This window comes from Agrobacterium vitis (genome assembly GCF_014926405.1).
GTDB classification, from domain to species: Bacteria; Pseudomonadota; Alphaproteobacteria; order Rhizobiales; family Rhizobiaceae; genus Allorhizobium; species Allorhizobium vitis_H.
Genome location: NZ_JACXXJ020000003.1, coordinates 782,460 through 797,754 on the forward strand (window position 1 = coordinate 782,460; position 15,295 = coordinate 797,754).

Sequence of the window (15,295 nt, forward strand, 5' to 3'; positions counted from 1 at the left end):
GGCCGGAATGATCCAGCGCACACCAATTGCCAATGCCTTCACCTATCTCATCATGGTCCTGGGCTTCCTGCTGCTGATCGGACCATTCATCGTGGTGATTGCTGGCGCCAGCCAGACAATGCCGCAGGTCAACGCCATTCCCTTCAGCTTCCTGCCGCAGGGCGAGTTCCTGACCAATGCCAAACAGGCATGGTCACGGGCCGATCTCGGCACAGCGATGACCAACAGCCTGATCATGGCGGCTCTGGTGACGCTTGGAAAAGTCGCGCTGTCGGCCATGACCGCCTTTGCCATCGTGTTTTTCCGCACGCCGCTGAAACACGTGTTTTTCTGGGGCGTGTTCATCACCCTGATGCTGCCGCTCGAAGTCCGGGTCGTTCCCACCTATGCGGTGGCAGCTGATCTGTTCCAGCCGATCAAATCCATCCTGTCCACGCTGTTTGGCATCGACATCAAGATCGAGTGGAATCTGCTCAACACCTATGCGGGTCTAACCCTGCCGCTGATTGCCACCGCAACCGGCACCTTTCTCTACCGACAGTTTTTCATGACCATGCCCAATGAATTGGCTGAGGCGGCACGTATGGACGGGTCCGGGCCGATCCGCTTCTTCTTTGAAATGCTGCTGCCGCTCTCGCGCACCAACATGCTGGCGCTGACCACCATCATGTTCGTCTATGGCTGGAACCAGTATCTCTGGCCACTGCTGATGGTGACCGACCCGAACTACAAGACGGTGATGATGTCGCTGCGCTCACTGCTGCCGTCCGATAACGGCATCCCCGATTGGAACGTCACGCTGGCTGGTTCCCTGATGATCATGGCCCCGCCGCTGGTTGTGGTTGCCGTGCTGCAACGCTGGTTCGTGCGCGGTCTTGTCTCCACGGAAAAGTGACGCTGAAAAGCGCCTGCAAGAACAACAAGGTTCAAAAACAATGGCTGATATCGACATCCGCGCAGTGCGCAAAAGCTACGGCAAGACACCAACCCTGCATGGCATAGATCTGCTGTTTGGCTCAGGGGAATTCGTGGTCATTCTCGGTCCCTCCGGCTGTGGAAAATCCACGCTGCTGCGGATGATCGCCGGGCTCGAAGACATTACCTCAGGCGAAATCGCTATCGATGGCCGTGTCGTGAATACATTGGAACCTCGTGAGCGCGGTTGCGCCATGGTGTTTCAGAATTACGCGCTTTACCCGCATATGTCGGTGGCGGGCAATATCGGCTACGCGCTGAAAGTGGCGGGCGTTGCCAAAGCCGAGCGTGACCGGCGCATTACTGAGACCGCAAAAATCGTCGGCTTGCAGGATTATCTTGACCGTCGGCCCGCCGCTCTTTCCGGTGGCCAGCGCCAGCGTGTCGCCATGGCCCGCGCCATCATCCGCGAGCCGAAGGTGTTTCTGTTCGATGAACCACTGTCCAATCTCGACGCCAAGCTGCGCGTCACCATGCGCGCCGAAATCCGCAAACTGCACCAGCGTCTGTCAGCGACATCGGTTTTCGTGACCCATGACCAGGTGGAAGCGATGACACTTGCCGACCGGCTGGTGGTGATGAACCGTGGCCATGTGGAACAGGTTGGCAAACCACTCGACATCTATCATCGCCCGGCCACCACGTTCGTTGCCTCGTTTATCGGCTCCCCGGCCATGAACCTGTTCGACGCCCGCGTCGAAGTGGAAACCTCCACCATTTGCCTCGGTGGTGCATCGGTCGAAATCGATCCGGTCGTCGCCCATACTTTGCGCGGCCGCGATGTGATCGTCGGTATCCGCCCGGAACAATGCCGTCTTGCCAGCCAGGGCCAGGGTGTCCCGGCACTCATCGAATTCGTCGAAGAACTGGGTGTTGGCCGCGTCGTCCATTGCGAATTGGCTGGCCAGCCTTTTGCCATTGCTGTCCCCGAAGAAGCGCAGGTGACAGCCGGTGACACGATCGGGCTGCTTCTCCCGCAGCAGCAATTGCACTTCTTTGACGCCGAGAGCCAGAAGCGGATCGACTTTTCTCCCGTGACGGGCGCGGCAAACAGCCTCGCCAACAGCCAAATACCATCGCATCAACCCTCTGGAGTTCTTTCATGACCGACATCATTTCTGCCATCGGCTTTTGCAATCGCACCGGCAAGGGCGACCTGACGACACTGGACGTCTCACTACGCGAAATCGCCGATTCCGGTGCGACGGCCTGCGAAATCGGCATCTATGGCGAAGAAATCATCTCCGGTGGCCGTATTATCGAAGATCGCACCCAGCGCGTCGCTGACATTGTCAGCCAATACAGCTTCAAGAAATTATCCTTGCACGGCCAGGTCAGCTCCAATTTCATGGACCGTGAGCATCTGCACCTACAAAAGAACGTGGTTCGCGCCATGCTGGAACTGTGCGATCGTCTTGGCGCCGGCATTCTCGTCCATCATTCGGGTGCCGCCCAGCCGGTAGAAGGTGTTGACGGCGCGGATCTCGACAAGATGGAGCGCGAAGCGCTGCTGGAAATGGCAGATATCGCCAAGGGTTATGGTGTGCGCATCGCGCTTGAAAACATCTTCACCACCGAGACCGGCCAGTACCGCCAGACGCCAAGCCAAGTGGCCGAAACGGTCAAGGCCATCGGCCATGACCATGTCGTCGCCCTGATCGATTTCTCCCATGCCTATATCGAATCCACCTTCAAGGGACTGGATTTCCGCGAGCAGCTGCGCGCCATGGCACCAGTGACCGGCCATCTCCACGTTCATGACAGCTTTGGCCTGCCCTATACGATGAAGGAATTCTTCCATAACGCGGAAGCAACTGCGCTCGGCATCGGCGACCTGCATCTGCCGCTCGGCTGGGGCGATATTGCCTGGGACGAGATCTTCGCCGAACTCACCTTCCTGCCCGACACCATGCTGATCATGGAAATCGGCGCCGAACGCTTCCTCGACCAACAGCCCCGCTGCCTGGACCGCGCCCGCGAACTGGCGAAGCTGGTGAACCTGCGCTGATCTGGTGACGACTGATAATGGTGCCGCGCTTGTTTAGGGCGCGGCGCTATCCTCTCAATCCGGCACCGCAATCCGATCCCAGATCCGCACCAGATCGGCAACAGATTTGGCATTGAGTTTGCGCATCAATTGAGCCCGGCGAACCTTGACGGTGATTTCGCTGACACCGAGATCGCCAGCAATCTGTTTGTTGAGACGCCCCTGAACAACCAGTTCCATCACCTCCCGCTCGCCCGGCGTCAGCGTTTGCCATAACTCCCGCAAGCCGGAGGATAGATGATCCTGTCGTCGCTGCGCACGGGCATTTTCGATGCCCTGCTGAATAGCGTCCAGCAGGTCCTGGTCGCGAAACGGCTTGGTCAGGAACTCGATAGCACCGTTTTTCATCGCCTTGACCGACATGGGGATATCACCATGACCGGTAATGAAAATCACCGGCAGCCGTATACCCAGTTTCGTCATCTGCTGGTGAAACTCAAGTCCGCTCTGGCCGGGCATCCGCACATCGAGCACCAGGCAGCCGGGCGCATCGGCAAGCGGCATTGCCATGAATTCCTGGATCGACCCATAGGCACAAACCGCAAGTCCGACGGAGGCAAGCAGATCCTCCAATGCGGCGCGCACCGAGGCGTCATCATCGATCACATAGACAACCGGCTCATGTTCATCCTGTTGAGGTGGGTTGGCCATCATGCCTTATTCTCTTCGCTTAAGGGCAGGCTGAATTGAACGACCGTCCCCATGCGATGCGCAGACGTCACGGAAATACGTCCACCATGCGCCTCGATGATCGAACGGCTGATGGCAAGGCCGATGCCCATGCCGCTTTCCTTGGTGGTCCAGAACGCCTCAAACAGATGATCCAGCGTCGATTGTTTCATGCCGGGACCTGAATCGGCGACGGCAAGCACGATCCTGTCATCGCCATCGAGAAAGGTCGAGATCAAAAGCTCGCGCTTGAAACTGGGAACGGCCGCCATGGCTTCGATGGCATTGAGCAGGAGATTGCCGATTACCTGCTGGATCTGAATGCGATCAGCCAGCACCGGCGGCAGGTCTTCCGCAAGCGCCATCTCCAGCGCAATGTTGTTGCGCTCGAGTTCATGTTCGGCCAGGCCGATGGCCTCGGTGGTCGCCGCATTGAGGTCGAAGCTTTCCCGTTGCGGCGGTTCGCTTCTGGCCAGTCTGCGCACTCGCACAATCACATCGCTGGCGCGTTTCACGTCGCTGGCAATTCGCTCCGCCGCCTGACGGGCACGATCCAGATTGGGCGGCGTATGATCAAGCCAGCGGCGACAGGCATCGGCGCTGGTGGCGACGGCAGCCAGCGGCTGATTGACCTCATGGGCGATAGAAGCCGTCAGTTCACCCAGCCGCGTCAACCGCGCCATGCGGGAAAACTGCGCCTGCGCATCATAAATAGCCGCCTGGGCGGCAACAATTTTCAAGGCGAGATAGGTCGTCACCCCAATGGCGCAGGTGCTGATGCCGCAATTCATGAGCCCGGATTCGAACGATCCGCGCCGGGTGAGAAACAAGCTCAGTACCGTCAGGCCAATGCAGATCATTGCCAGTGCGACGACGCCGCGCATCGACAGGAAGCCGATGGCGATCAGAATGACCGCGATATAGAAGACCGCAAAAGCGATCTCGAAATTGGTGATCGTATCGGCAGCAAAGATACAGACCAGCAAAAACAGGATGAACACCGCCCTCAGTTTTGGCCGGTTCTGGTGCTGCGAAAACAGAATGTGTTTCATCCTTCGGTGGCCATGGCTGTTTCTTTGCGCAAAAGGTAGACGCCCTCTCGCAAAACATCGAGGGCCGGATCGGCCCAATCAAATTACGCAGGAAAGCGTCGCAGCGACAGTCCCGCAGGGCTGAATATACAAAAGTATATCGAGGCTATGCCTAAGCCGTGCCAGCCTTTCCTTAAGCGCGGTGGCGTCGGGTGTCCTGTCATTCTATAGGATTATCAGGCCCTTCGGGGATCTGCGGATCAAACCGTCAAGCCTGAAATTGCCCACCCTACAATTTCAGCGTCATCCTTCATGGATACGCTTTGCGAAATATAGGCCCGTCCCATGATCCATCCAAAATTCGCTCCGCTTGCCATCCGCCGCTCCCATCTTCCGAACCATTGGGACCTGATGGCGCTGCTGCTGATTATCGGCGTCATCGTGCTGTTTGCCTATGGTGAGCGGGTGACGACGGTTCCGCTGTCGGCGCTTGATGCCGCGCCGCTATCGCTCGATCCCACCAATCTGCCGATCTATGCGCTGCGCACTATTCTGCGCATGCTGGCAGCCATCGTGTTTTCGCTGGTCTTCACGCTGATCTACGCCTCGGTTGCCGCCAAAAGCCGGCGTGCCGAAATGGTGATGATCCCGGTCCTCGACATCCTGCAATCGGTGCCGATTCTCGGCTTTCTGACCTTTACCGTCACCTTCTTCCTCAACCTGTTTCCCGGACGGGTGATTGGCGCAGAACTGGCCGCGGTGTTTGCGATCTTCACCAGCCAGGCCTGGAACATGACCTTCAGCCTCTATCAGTCGATGCGCAGCCAGCCCAAGGATCTCGAAGAGGCGACCCGCAGCTTCCAACTGAGCGGCTGGCAGCGCTTCTGGCGGCTTGACGTGCCCTTCGCCATGCCCGGCCTGGTCTGGAATACGATGATGTCGATGTCCGGCGGCTGGTTTTTCGTCGTCGCCTCCGAGGCAATCACCGTGGGCAATACCACGGTTACTCTGCCGGGCATCGGTTCCTATGTTGCGCTGGCCATCAAGCAACAGGACATTCTGGCGGTCTTCTATGCCGTCATCGCCATGCTTGCCGTCATCCTTCTCTATGACCAGTTGATGTTCCGTCCGCTGGTGGCCTGGGCCGACAAGTTCCGCTTCGAGACCACGGCCTCGGGCGTGGCTCCCAGTTCCTGGATGCTGGACCTGTTGCGCAAGGCCCGTGTTACCCGCCTGCTGCTCGCGCCTCTGAACTGGGTGGCCCGTCAACTCTGGACCTTGCGCCTCCCCAAACTGCGGAGCACCGGTTCAAAAACTGCCAGCTCTGCCACCTCGCGTGTCATCGACTGGATCTGGATCGGCATCATTGCGGCTATGGCCGCATGGGCAGCATATATCAGCTTCAATTACCTGCGGGCCAGCATCGGCTGGTCGGAAATCCCGACCGTTATCCTCTATGGTTCCATCACCCTGTTGCGCGTCATTGTGCTGATGGCCATCGCAACCGTGGTCTGGGTGCCGGTCGGCGTGTGGATCGGCCTTCGTCCAAAGCTGTCGGAGAAAGTCCAGCCTCTGGCCCAGTTTCTGGCGGCCTTCCCTGCCAATATCGCCTTTCCGGTCTTCGTGGTGGTGATTGTGCATTTCGGGCTGAATGCCGATATCTGGCTGAGCCCGCTGATGATCCTCGGGACGCAATGGTACATCCTGTTCAATGTGATCGCCGGTGCCAGCGCCTTTCCAAGCGATCTCAAGGAAGCCGCCCGCAGTTTCCACATCACCGGCTGGCGCTGGTGGTTCAAGGTCATCCTGCCCGGCATCTTCCCCTATTACATCACCGGGGCCATCACGGCTTCGGGCGGCTCCTGGAATGCCAGCATCGTTGCGGAAGTGGCAAGCTGGGGCGATACCCAACTGACCACGCCGGGCCTTGGCTCCTACATCGCCAATGCGACGACGGCTGGTGATTTCCCACGGGTCGTGCTCGGCATCATCGTCATGTGTACCTTCGTGACGCTGTTCAACCGGCTGGTCTGGCGCCCGCTCTATGCCTATGGCGAAAGCCGCCTGCGCCTGGGTTAATGCCGTTCACCATCAATCGCGAATGTTTCGGCATTCCCTGACACCACAGACATGATGTCATCCGACAAAAGGATTGTTCCCATGCTTGATCTTATCACCAAGTCCCCGCTGATCGATATCGCCCAGGTCTCCCGTTCCTTTCCCAAGGCCAGCGGCAACGATGTTGTCGTGCTCGAAAACGTCGATCTCGCCATCAAGGAAGGCGAAATCGTCGGCTTGCTCGGCCGCTCCGGCTCAGGCAAATCGACGTTGCTGCGCATCATTGCCGGGTTGCTGACGCCGTCTTCGGGCAGCGCCCGCTATCGCGGCACCGAAATCGATGGGCCGCCGCCCGGCATCTCCATGGTTTTTCAATCCTTTGCCCTGTTTCCCTGGCTGACAGTGCTTCAGAATGTCGAACTCGGCCTGGAAGCCAAAGGCGTAGACCGCACTGAGCGCCGCTCGCTTGCCTTGGCCGCCATCGACCTGATAGGCCTCGACGGGTTTGAAAACGCCTATCCGAAAGAGCTGTCCGGCGGCATGCGCCAGCGTGTCGGCTTTGCCCGCGCCCTGGTTGTCCATCCCGATCTGCTGTTGATGGATGAGCCCTTTTCCGCCCTCGACGTGCTGACCGCCGAAACCCTGCGCACCGACATGATCGACCTGTGGATCGAGGGCCGTCTGCCAATCAAATCCGTGCTGATCGTCACCCACAATATCGAGGAAGCGGTGCTGATGTGCGACCGCATCCTGGTGTTTTCCTCCAATCCGGGCCGGGTGGCGCGCGAATTGAAGGTCGATCTGCCGCATCCGCGCAACCGGCTTGACCCGGTGTTCCGCCAGCTCGTGGACAGCATCTATGCGCTGATGACAGCGCGCGCCGAACCGCGCCTGCCCGCCATGGACGGCATTCCCGGCACCGGCATGGGCATGGTGCTGGAGCCGGTTTCGACCAATATCCTGTCGGGCCTGATCGAAGCGCTCGCAGGCGCACCCTATCATGGCCGCGCCGATCTTCCGGTACTGGCCGGACAGTTGCAACTGGAGGCCGACGAGCTGTTTCATCTCGGTGAAGCGCTCCAGCTTTTGCGCTTTGCCCATCTGAGCGAAGGCGATCTGGTGTTGACCGAGGCCGGAACCCACTTTGCCCATCTGGAAACCGATGCCCGCAAAAAGCTGTTTGCCGAGCATCTGGTCAGCTATGTGCCTTTGATGGGCCTGATCCGCCGGGTTCTGGATGAACGGCCAAGCCATACAGCACCGGCAGCGCGGTTCCGCAACGAGCTGGAGGATTACATGAGCGAATCCTACGCCGACGATACCTTGAAGACCATCGTCTCCTGGGCGCGTTATGCCGAATTGTTCGCCTATGACGAACGCACCGAAATGTTCAGCCTGGAAAACCCGGAATAGGCTGAACAGCCACGATTTGAAATGCTGCGCCCGTGTCTTTTATGACGGCGGGCGCTGCAGGTTGGGCATCGGACGAAATACTCTTAACCCTCCGGGAAAATCGCCACGGCACGGCACCAGCCAGCCGACCCGCCCTTGATCTTCACAGGCAGGCAGGACACGGTGAAGCCTGACCCCGGCAATTCCTCAAGCCTTGTCAGCTTTTCCATATGCAGGAAAATGCCTTCGCGGGAAGCTTTATGGCCTTCCCAGATCAACCCTGCATCCCTGGTTTCCGCAAACCGTTTGGCCGTGACCGGAAAGGGCGCATCCCAGGACCAGGCGTCGGTTCCAGCGATGTGGACGCCTTGCGCCATCAGCCAGTGGGTGGCCTCGCGTCCGATGCCACAGCCACGGCCCAGATAATCCGGTCGCCCATAGGCGGCACCAGCAGCGGTGTTGACCAGCACCACATCGAAAGGCTGGAGTGTATGGCCTGAAACGGCCAAGGCTGACTGAAGATCGGCTGCCGTTGCGATTGAGCCATCCGGCAAATGCCGCAGATCCAGCTTGACGCCGGGACGGATGCACCAGTCGAGCGGCACTTCATCAATGGTCCAGGCGCGCTCGCCATTATTCATCGTAGAAGCGAAATGCCAGGGCGCATCAAGATGCGTACCGGCATGGGCGGTCAGGTTCAGCTGTTCGACTGCCCAGCCCTCCCCACCGGGCACGTCGGCAATGTCGAGACCGGGGAAGAAGCGCAAAACCTCTTCCGAGCCTTCCGCGTGGTTCGTGTAGGTGATTTGGGGACCAAGGCCCGGCGGATCGGCGGGAATATCGTTTTCAATAGCAACGGACAGATCAATAATCTTCATCATGACTCTCCTGAAATTGCAGCTTTAGCAAGCGCATCGAGATCAACATCGGCCTTGAAGCCTGCCGCCAACGCCGTGGCAGCATCAAGCGGCGGCATGGCACCAAACAGGCGGCGGAGCCTGTCGTCCTCGCCCCATTCGACCAATGCGGTTTTGCCCACGTGACGGGCGACCGCAGTGGCCACCTCGCCAGCCGTTGCAAACAGCACCGGCGGCTGCACAACGGTTACGGCGCTATCCTTCAGCTCAGCTGAATGCAGCAGCATATCCACCGCAGCCTGACGCGAGACCCACCAGCAGGTGCTGCTGGCCGGAACCGGACAGGCATAGGCTTCCCCAGCAGCAATCCGATGGAAAAGCAGGCTCATAAAGGCGGAGCCATGCCCGCTGTCGGTCGCAGGCCGTGCGACAATGCCGGGAAACCGCAGACTGATGGCTGAAAGCGCACCGCGTCGCGTCAGGTCGGATAGCAGAATTTCGGTCATCAGCTTATGGGCGCCATAGGTCAGCTGCGGCGCGGCAAGCGTCTGCGCCGTGACGGTTGCCGCTCCAAGCGCACCATAGACGGCGATGGAAGAGGCAAACACCAGCCTCGCGCCGGGCTGGCGAAGTGCGACACCTTGCGCCAAAGCAATCGGCGCAAGCAGGTTTGCACCATGTCCCAGCGCCTGTTCGCGCTCGGCAAGTCCTCCGGGAACACTGGCCAGATGGAAGACCAGATCGAAACCGGGTTCCAGCAATGTGTCCAGAAAACCGGGATCGCCGAGATCACCGACCAACGCCTCGATCCCGTCAGGGACAGGTTGAGCAAAGGCTCGGTCTGTGACAACGATCCGCTTTGCATGGTGAACCGCAAGTGGGAGGCGAGCCACAAGCCCGCGCCCGAGAAAACCATCCGCACCGGTGACAAGAATGCGCATCAGGCCTTCACCACCGCCTGATCAATCACCCCGAAAGGCGTTGTCCCATCCGGCAGCCGCGCCTCCATCCGCACACGATCCCCCCAGGTCAGAAAGGGCGTGCGCGCATTGCCTTCATCCAGAAGTTCGATCACCCGGATTTCGGAAATGCACGACGAACCGGCGGCCCGATCTGCATTGGACACTGTGCCGGAACCCAGAATGGTTCCAGCCGATAAACGCCGACTACGGGCGCAATGAGCGATCAATTCACCGAAGGAGAAATGCATTTCGCTGCCATGGGCATCCCCAACCCGTCGTCCGTTGATCTCCACGTGCAGCGGCAGGCCGACCCGGCCCTTGGACCAATGCCGCCCGATCTCATCCGGCGTGATGGCGACCGGTGCAAAGGCCGTCGATGGTTTGGCTTGGAGAAACCCGAAGCCCGCCCGCATCTCGCGCGGCCCAAGAGCACGCAGCGACCAATCGTTGATCTGCACCAACAGGCGCACGTGATCAATGGCTTTTTCCGGTGTCACACCCATTGGCACATCGGCAAGAATAACGCCGAACTCGCCTTCCATGTCGATCAGCAGCGCGTCGTCGAGAAACTCCACGCCTGCCAGCGGCCCGCGGAAATCGTCGCTTGCCCCCTGATAGATCAAGGGCACTGTCTCGAAATCCGGGTTAACAGGATTATCGAAGGCTTTATCCATCAACCGGCCATGATTGAGGAAAGCCGACGCATCCAACCATTGCGGCGCACGCGGCAAGGGTGCCAGACACCGTTCCGGCTGGAAGCTGGTGGCAAAGGGTTCGTTCCCTGCATTGAGCCGTTCATACAGCTCGAGAAGGCGGGGAGCGACGGCATCCCAATTCTCCAGAGCGGCGAGCAAGGACAAAGCGATGCCGGTGGCCGGAACGGCCCGTTTCAGATCACGCGAAACGATCCAAAGTTGGCCGTCGCGGCTTCCATCGTGATAGGTTGCAAACTTCATGATGACCTCGTTCCTGCTGTTATTAGTGGCACCCGGCTATCATCGTCCGGCAAGACTTGCGGCGATAGCGGGGTCGTAGACCCCTGCGACAAGGATGAAGAGCATCCGGCAGGGTTTTCCGGACCGATTGGCCCAGGCATGATTGGTGCCACGCTGGATGACGACAGACCCCTGCTTCAAAAGCACCTCGCCATCATCAAGCACCAGCGTCATCTCGCCTTCAATGACAATGCCATAATCAACCGATTCCGTGCGATGCATCAGCGGATGCGGGGAATGTTCCTCCACCGTAGAGGCAGCCTTGTCGCCCAGTTGCTCGAAGGCCACGTTCATTCGCTCCGCACCGGTTTTCAAAAAATCCTCGGTATCCGGCGGAATATCGACGAAACGGATGCGCGTGCCACCAGCTGGAGGGGGAAGGATAAGAGGACCGAGTGTTGGATCGGCCCCATTGTCAATCCGCACAGGGCTTTCGCCTGTTGACCACACTTCGTGAAACACAGTGCCAGGAATGGCATCGATTTCAACCACCTTGGGCAAAGGCCCGACTTCGCTGAGGATGGAGCGGCCATCGCTCGCATGGCCGGTAACGATACGGGTAATGTCAGGAAATTGTGTCATGCTGTTTTCGCCTTGGTAAAGAAGCCAATAGAGACCGCGCCGACCGCCACAGCCGTCACGCCCAGCGCCGCGAAGCCAAAATTTTCGCCCAATGCACCGCCGACAATGGGGCCAAGTGCGGCCCCCACCATCAGCATCGCCGGGGTCGCTGCAACGGCACGTCCGGTCGGATCGAGTTTTGCCAGACGACCGAACGCAAAGTTATGCGTGAAGATCTGCACGGAGACGAACAGGGAGGCCGCGACCGCCCAGACCGGAAAAACGGTGACCGAGGTCACGATGATTGCCAGAATGACCTGCACCGCCGGTCCAATCTGGGTGACAGTCGTGGCGGAAACGCGGGTCTGCAAAAAAGCCGCCAGTGGAGACGGCAATATGAAGTTGACGCAGCCCAACGCGATGAGAACGGCCAGCACGCTTTCTGCGGAAAACCCGCGCGATTTACCGATGACCTCAACGAAGGAAAATACCATGGATTGGTTGAAGGTCAGGATGCTGATGCCAAAGATCGTGAACCACATCGCCCGGCTAAAGGGCCTCTTCTCTGGTTCAACGGCATGGACGGGATTGCGAAACAGGAACGTAGAGGTAAGGGCGGCAATCACCATGATACCGGTGAACACATAGAAGAGAACTGAACCGCCATAGACGATCAACAGCTGCGGAATGGCTGCCAGCAGAACAATGGCGAAAAGTCCAAGGGCTATGCCTGCCATGGCAAATAGCCGATGCGGATTGGTCGCCTGGCCGATCGTTCCATGCACCATGGAAAGGGCCGTCCCAACGGCAAAACCGGCAATCAAATGCAGGAGAGCAAGAGGAAGGAAAGCCGTCTCTCTCGATGCGCCCCAAAAAGCGGCAGCGGCAACGGCAAAAGCCGTGGAGGCCCAGAGCCTCTGGTTCATCTGGTTGAAACGAGGCGCGACAATGAGGCTCGCAACAACTGCACCGACCAGGAACAAGGTGACGATCCCGCCGGCCTGTTGCGGGCTGAACCCGAAGCGTTCGACAAGCGCGCCAACCCAGACGGGAAGAGCAATCAAGTCAAGCATGCCCGAGAAGTGACCGATGACGAGGGCAATCGACCCGGCCACTCCAAATTTCTGTCCTGACATTCAATCTCCTCCGGTTCTTTTCATGCGCCGACAAAAGCGTCCGATCTCCCAATCGGAACGCCGTCGAAAATATTCTAATAAAATCAATAATTTAAGTAATTTTAAAATTGAGTATCGACTATCACTTGTAATGAATTCTGGTGTCAGATCGCTTCCGCCAGGGTTTTCATCGAAACTTTCATGATTGAGGCATGCTCATCACGGCTGCCGCCATGGATCTCGATATCGGCCAGACGGCCCGAATTCTCGACCACCATCCGACACCGCTCCCAGCGCCTTGCCTCGAAAGCGGCAAGCGCGCCATCGACATCGCTGCCCTTCACCAGTTCCTCGGCCAGCACCATGGCATCCTCGATGCCGATACAGGCACCGGCGGCCAGATGCGGTGTCGTGGCATGAACGGCGTCGCCGATCAGCACCACCCGTCCCTGAAACCAAGGACGCGGCAGCAACATCTGCTCCAGTGGCCGGTAAATGATCTGGTGCTCCGCCGACAATTGCTTGGCGATTCCTTGGATGATTGGCGAGCTGAAGCGCTCCATCAAGCCGCGCAGGGTATCGACGAAAAGCTCCGGAGCCACGAAGTCATTGGTGGGGCGGTCTTCGGTCAGGAACAGATAGGCTTGGGTTTTGTTGACGCCATTCAAGCCGACCTTGAGTTTCGGACCCATCCACATGGTGATGGTTTCCAGCTGCTCCGGTCTTGGCAGAACAGCGCGCCAGACCGACTGGCCGATGAAACGGGGCTTTGGCGCATGAGGAAACGTCTTGGAACGGACAGCGGAAAACAGCCCGTCCGCCCCGATGACGAGATCGAACCGGTCTGAACTGCCGTCGCTAAAGCTGACCTGTACTCCGTCTTCGTTCTGGACGATGTCGGTAAATGTCACGCCTAGCCGAACCTTGGTCGTGGAAGCCCGCACCGCCTCCGACAGGATTTTGGCAAGCGCCGGGCGCATGATGCCGCCGCCGCCGGGAATATCGTCGCCAGCCACCCGGGGGGTTGGCAGCGTGAAGAGCACGGCATCGTCAGGCCCGCGTAAGTGCACGCCGTCACTGGCATAACCCTCTTCCATGAATCGATCCAGGAGGCCGAGTTGGCGCAGCACCCTGAGCGTCGAGCCGTGCAGGCTGATGCCTGCCCCATAGGAGCGCCATCCTGCATCGATTTCCACGAGATCGACCTCAAACCCCTCTCGCGACAGCTGAAGTGCCGCAGTCATTCCCGAAAAACCACCGCCGATAATCAGGATTTTCTTGATACCCGAATTCATGTTTATTCCTCCTCCGCAGTTACCAAAGCGAAAACCTCGCCTTCCTCACCCACTGCAATATCCACTCGTGTCAATCCTTGCCCCAGGCAAGGGCCAAGCACACATTCTCCCGTCTCCAAATCAAACAAGGCGCCATGGGAATGGCAGGCAAGATGTGTTTTCTCGCCGTTGAAATAGGCATCCGTCTTCCAGGCCATCGGCGTTCCGCTGGAATAATGCGGGCAAGCATCGAGCCAGGCGTGGAGCTTGCCGTCACGTCTGACCACGATGATCTTGCGACGGAAGCCTTCAAGCGGGCCGAAGCCTTTAGCCTCGCCCTCGCCAATGGCATCCTGTCGGCAGAGGAATTGTCGGGATGACATGGTCTCTTTCCATCACGTCAGGACTTTGCACCGGGAGGCGGACCGCCACCGGGCATCCACTTCTCGCGCATCTCGAAGAGGAAGAGCTGAGACGCCTCGGCACTGATTGGTACGTCACGGCCCACCCATGTGTCGTCGTGCTTGTCCATGTCGGCGTCGTATTCGAAGTGACAGCCAAGGGGACTATTGAAATACCAGAACCAGTTCGATCCGAACTTATGACGGCCAGGTCCCCAGAAGCTCTGATAGCCTTTTTTGACGAAGCGCGTTCCCGCAACCATCAATTCCGTCGGCCCACCCATATGGAAGGCGAGATGCTCGCAGCCTTTCATGTAGTCCGGCGTGCGAATGAAGAACAGCGTGTGATGATCATCATTTGCCTTGGGCCGCAGGAACGGACCTGCCCCACTCAAGGTATCCGTGACGACGAAGCCGAGGCGATCACAATAAAACTCGGTTGCGATCTCGATATCGGGAATGAACAACACCACATGGCTGAGTGAGCGCGGCAGTGCCGGCATCTCTTCCCATACGCCGATTTCGTTCGGTTTGCGCTGGGCCGGTGCGCCAGGTGCATTGATCTTTTCCGCTGGCATGTCGAGTTCCCGGCGGATCGATACCTGAAATTTGAGCTCTAACCCATGGCTGTCCTTCACTTCGATCGAACCGTTGGACAGCCGCGTGACGCGACGGTCCTTGGACAGCTCGGCTTCGATCGCATCCAGATCTTCCGCTGCGCGTACACCATAAACCTGCTGGCGCAGCATGTTCGCGGTTGGCAGCGGCGGAGGCAAAGACGGATCGGACGCGTGGCGAACGATTATTCCCGTGCCGTCCAACGCTTCAAACAAGCCACCGGCATCCGTAACATCCACCGGCTTCAGGCCGAAAGCCGTGAGATATTCGCAGCAAGCTGCGACATTATCGACACCAAAGACAAGATAATCGGGTCCGATGATGTTCATGGGACATTCCT

The 15,295-nt window shown here is 58.8% G+C and carries 15 protein-coding genes; 5 read left to right on the forward strand and 10 right to left on the reverse strand.

Going from position 1 to position 15,295, the window contains the following annotated elements:
• The first annotated feature begins 7 nt into the window (after positions 1–7).
• The 3 genes from IEI95_RS04930 to IEI95_RS04940 are packed head-to-tail and all read left to right on the forward strand — an operon-like array spanning position 8 to position 2,983.
• The gene (locus IEI95_RS04930) at positions 8–895 is read left to right on the forward strand and encodes an ABC transporter permease subunit (RefSeq protein WP_194416070.1); all 888 of its coding nucleotides are present in this window, start codon (positions 8–10) and stop codon (positions 893–895) included.
• Positions 896–935: 40 nt separating this feature from the next.
• The gene (locus IEI95_RS04935) at positions 936–2,081 is read left to right on the forward strand and encodes a sn-glycerol-3-phosphate import ATP-binding protein UgpC (protein ID WP_194416071.1); all 1,146 of its coding nucleotides are present in this window, start codon (positions 936–938) and stop codon (positions 2,079–2,081) included.
• Positions 2,078–2,983, forward strand: a complete 906-nt coding sequence (locus IEI95_RS04940; protein WP_156532672.1) for a sugar phosphate isomerase/epimerase family protein — start codon at positions 2,078–2,080, stop codon at positions 2,981–2,983. The genes IEI95_RS04935 and IEI95_RS04940 overlap by 4 nt, the downstream gene beginning before the upstream one ends.
• Before the next feature lie 54 nt (positions 2,984–3,037).
• Here IEI95_RS04940 and IEI95_RS04945 read toward each other — a convergent pair whose 3' ends face one another.
• Both IEI95_RS04945 and IEI95_RS04950 read right to left on the reverse strand, forming a co-directional pair.
• A complete protein-coding gene (locus IEI95_RS04945) occupies positions 3,038–3,676 on the reverse strand; it encodes a response regulator transcription factor (RefSeq protein WP_156532671.1) in 639 nt (212 codons plus the stop codon).
• Positions 3,673–4,743, reverse strand: a complete 1,071-nt coding sequence (locus IEI95_RS04950; protein WP_194416073.1) for a sensor histidine kinase — start codon at positions 4,741–4,743, stop codon at positions 3,673–3,675. The genes IEI95_RS04945 and IEI95_RS04950 overlap by 4 nt, the downstream gene beginning before the upstream one ends.
• A gap of 324 nt (positions 4,744–5,067) precedes the next feature.
• Here IEI95_RS04950 and IEI95_RS04955 point away from each other — a divergent pair, with 324 nt between their 5' ends.
• Positions 5,068–6,801 (forward strand): ABC transporter permease, encoded by a 1,734-nt coding sequence (locus IEI95_RS04955; protein ID WP_194416075.1) that lies wholly within the window; start codon positions 5,068–5,070, stop codon positions 6,799–6,801.
• Between the two features lie 81 nt (positions 6,802–6,882).
• On the forward strand, positions 6,883–8,193 hold the full coding sequence (locus IEI95_RS04960) for an ABC transporter ATP-binding protein (RefSeq protein WP_194416077.1): 1,311 nt from the start codon (positions 6,883–6,885) through the stop codon (positions 8,191–8,193).
• 83 nt (positions 8,194–8,276) lie between these two features.
• On the opposite strand, the gene IEI95_RS04965 is transcribed toward IEI95_RS04960, so the two are convergent.
• The 8 genes from IEI95_RS04965 to IEI95_RS05000 form a co-directional block, all read right to left on the reverse strand.
• Positions 8,277–9,053 (reverse strand): cyclase family protein, encoded by a 777-nt coding sequence (locus tag IEI95_RS04965; RefSeq protein ID WP_194416079.1) that lies wholly within the window; start codon positions 9,051–9,053, stop codon positions 8,277–8,279.
• On the reverse strand, positions 9,050–9,970 hold the full coding sequence (locus IEI95_RS04970; RefSeq protein ID WP_194416081.1) for an NAD-dependent epimerase/dehydratase family protein: 921 nt from the start codon (positions 9,968–9,970) through the stop codon (positions 9,050–9,052). The genes IEI95_RS04965 and IEI95_RS04970 overlap by 4 nt, the downstream gene beginning before the upstream one ends.
• Positions 9,970–10,947, reverse strand: a complete 978-nt coding sequence (locus IEI95_RS04975; protein ID WP_194416083.1) for a fumarylacetoacetate hydrolase family protein — start codon at positions 10,945–10,947, stop codon at positions 9,970–9,972. Before IEI95_RS04975 ends, IEI95_RS04970 begins: the two co-directional genes overlap by 1 nt.
• Positions 10,948–10,986: 39 nt before the next feature.
• Positions 10,987–11,568, reverse strand: coding sequence for a cupin domain-containing protein (locus IEI95_RS04980; protein WP_156532664.1), 582 nt, complete (start codon positions 11,566–11,568; stop codon positions 10,987–10,989).
• Positions 11,565–12,683 (reverse strand): MFS transporter, encoded by a 1,119-nt coding sequence (locus IEI95_RS04985; RefSeq protein ID WP_156532663.1) that lies wholly within the window; start codon positions 12,681–12,683, stop codon positions 11,565–11,567. Before IEI95_RS04985 ends, IEI95_RS04980 begins: the two co-directional genes overlap by 4 nt.
• Before the next feature lie 143 nt (positions 12,684–12,826).
• Positions 12,827–13,957 carry an FAD-dependent oxidoreductase gene (locus IEI95_RS04990; protein ID WP_156532662.1) on the reverse strand — a complete coding sequence of 377 codons (1,131 nt, stop codon included), beginning with the start codon at positions 13,955–13,957 and terminating at the stop codon, positions 12,827–12,829.
• Between the two features lie 2 nt (positions 13,958–13,959).
• Complete coding sequence (locus IEI95_RS04995; protein ID WP_156532661.1) at positions 13,960–14,319, reverse strand: Rieske (2Fe-2S) protein; 360 nt, start codon at positions 14,317–14,319, stop codon at positions 13,960–13,962.
• 17 nt (positions 14,320–14,336) lie between these two features.
• The gene (locus tag IEI95_RS05000; protein ID WP_156532660.1) at positions 14,337–15,284 is read right to left on the reverse strand and encodes a VOC family protein; all 948 of its coding nucleotides are present in this window, start codon (positions 15,282–15,284) and stop codon (positions 14,337–14,339) included.
• Positions 15,285–15,295 lie beyond the last annotated feature (11 nt).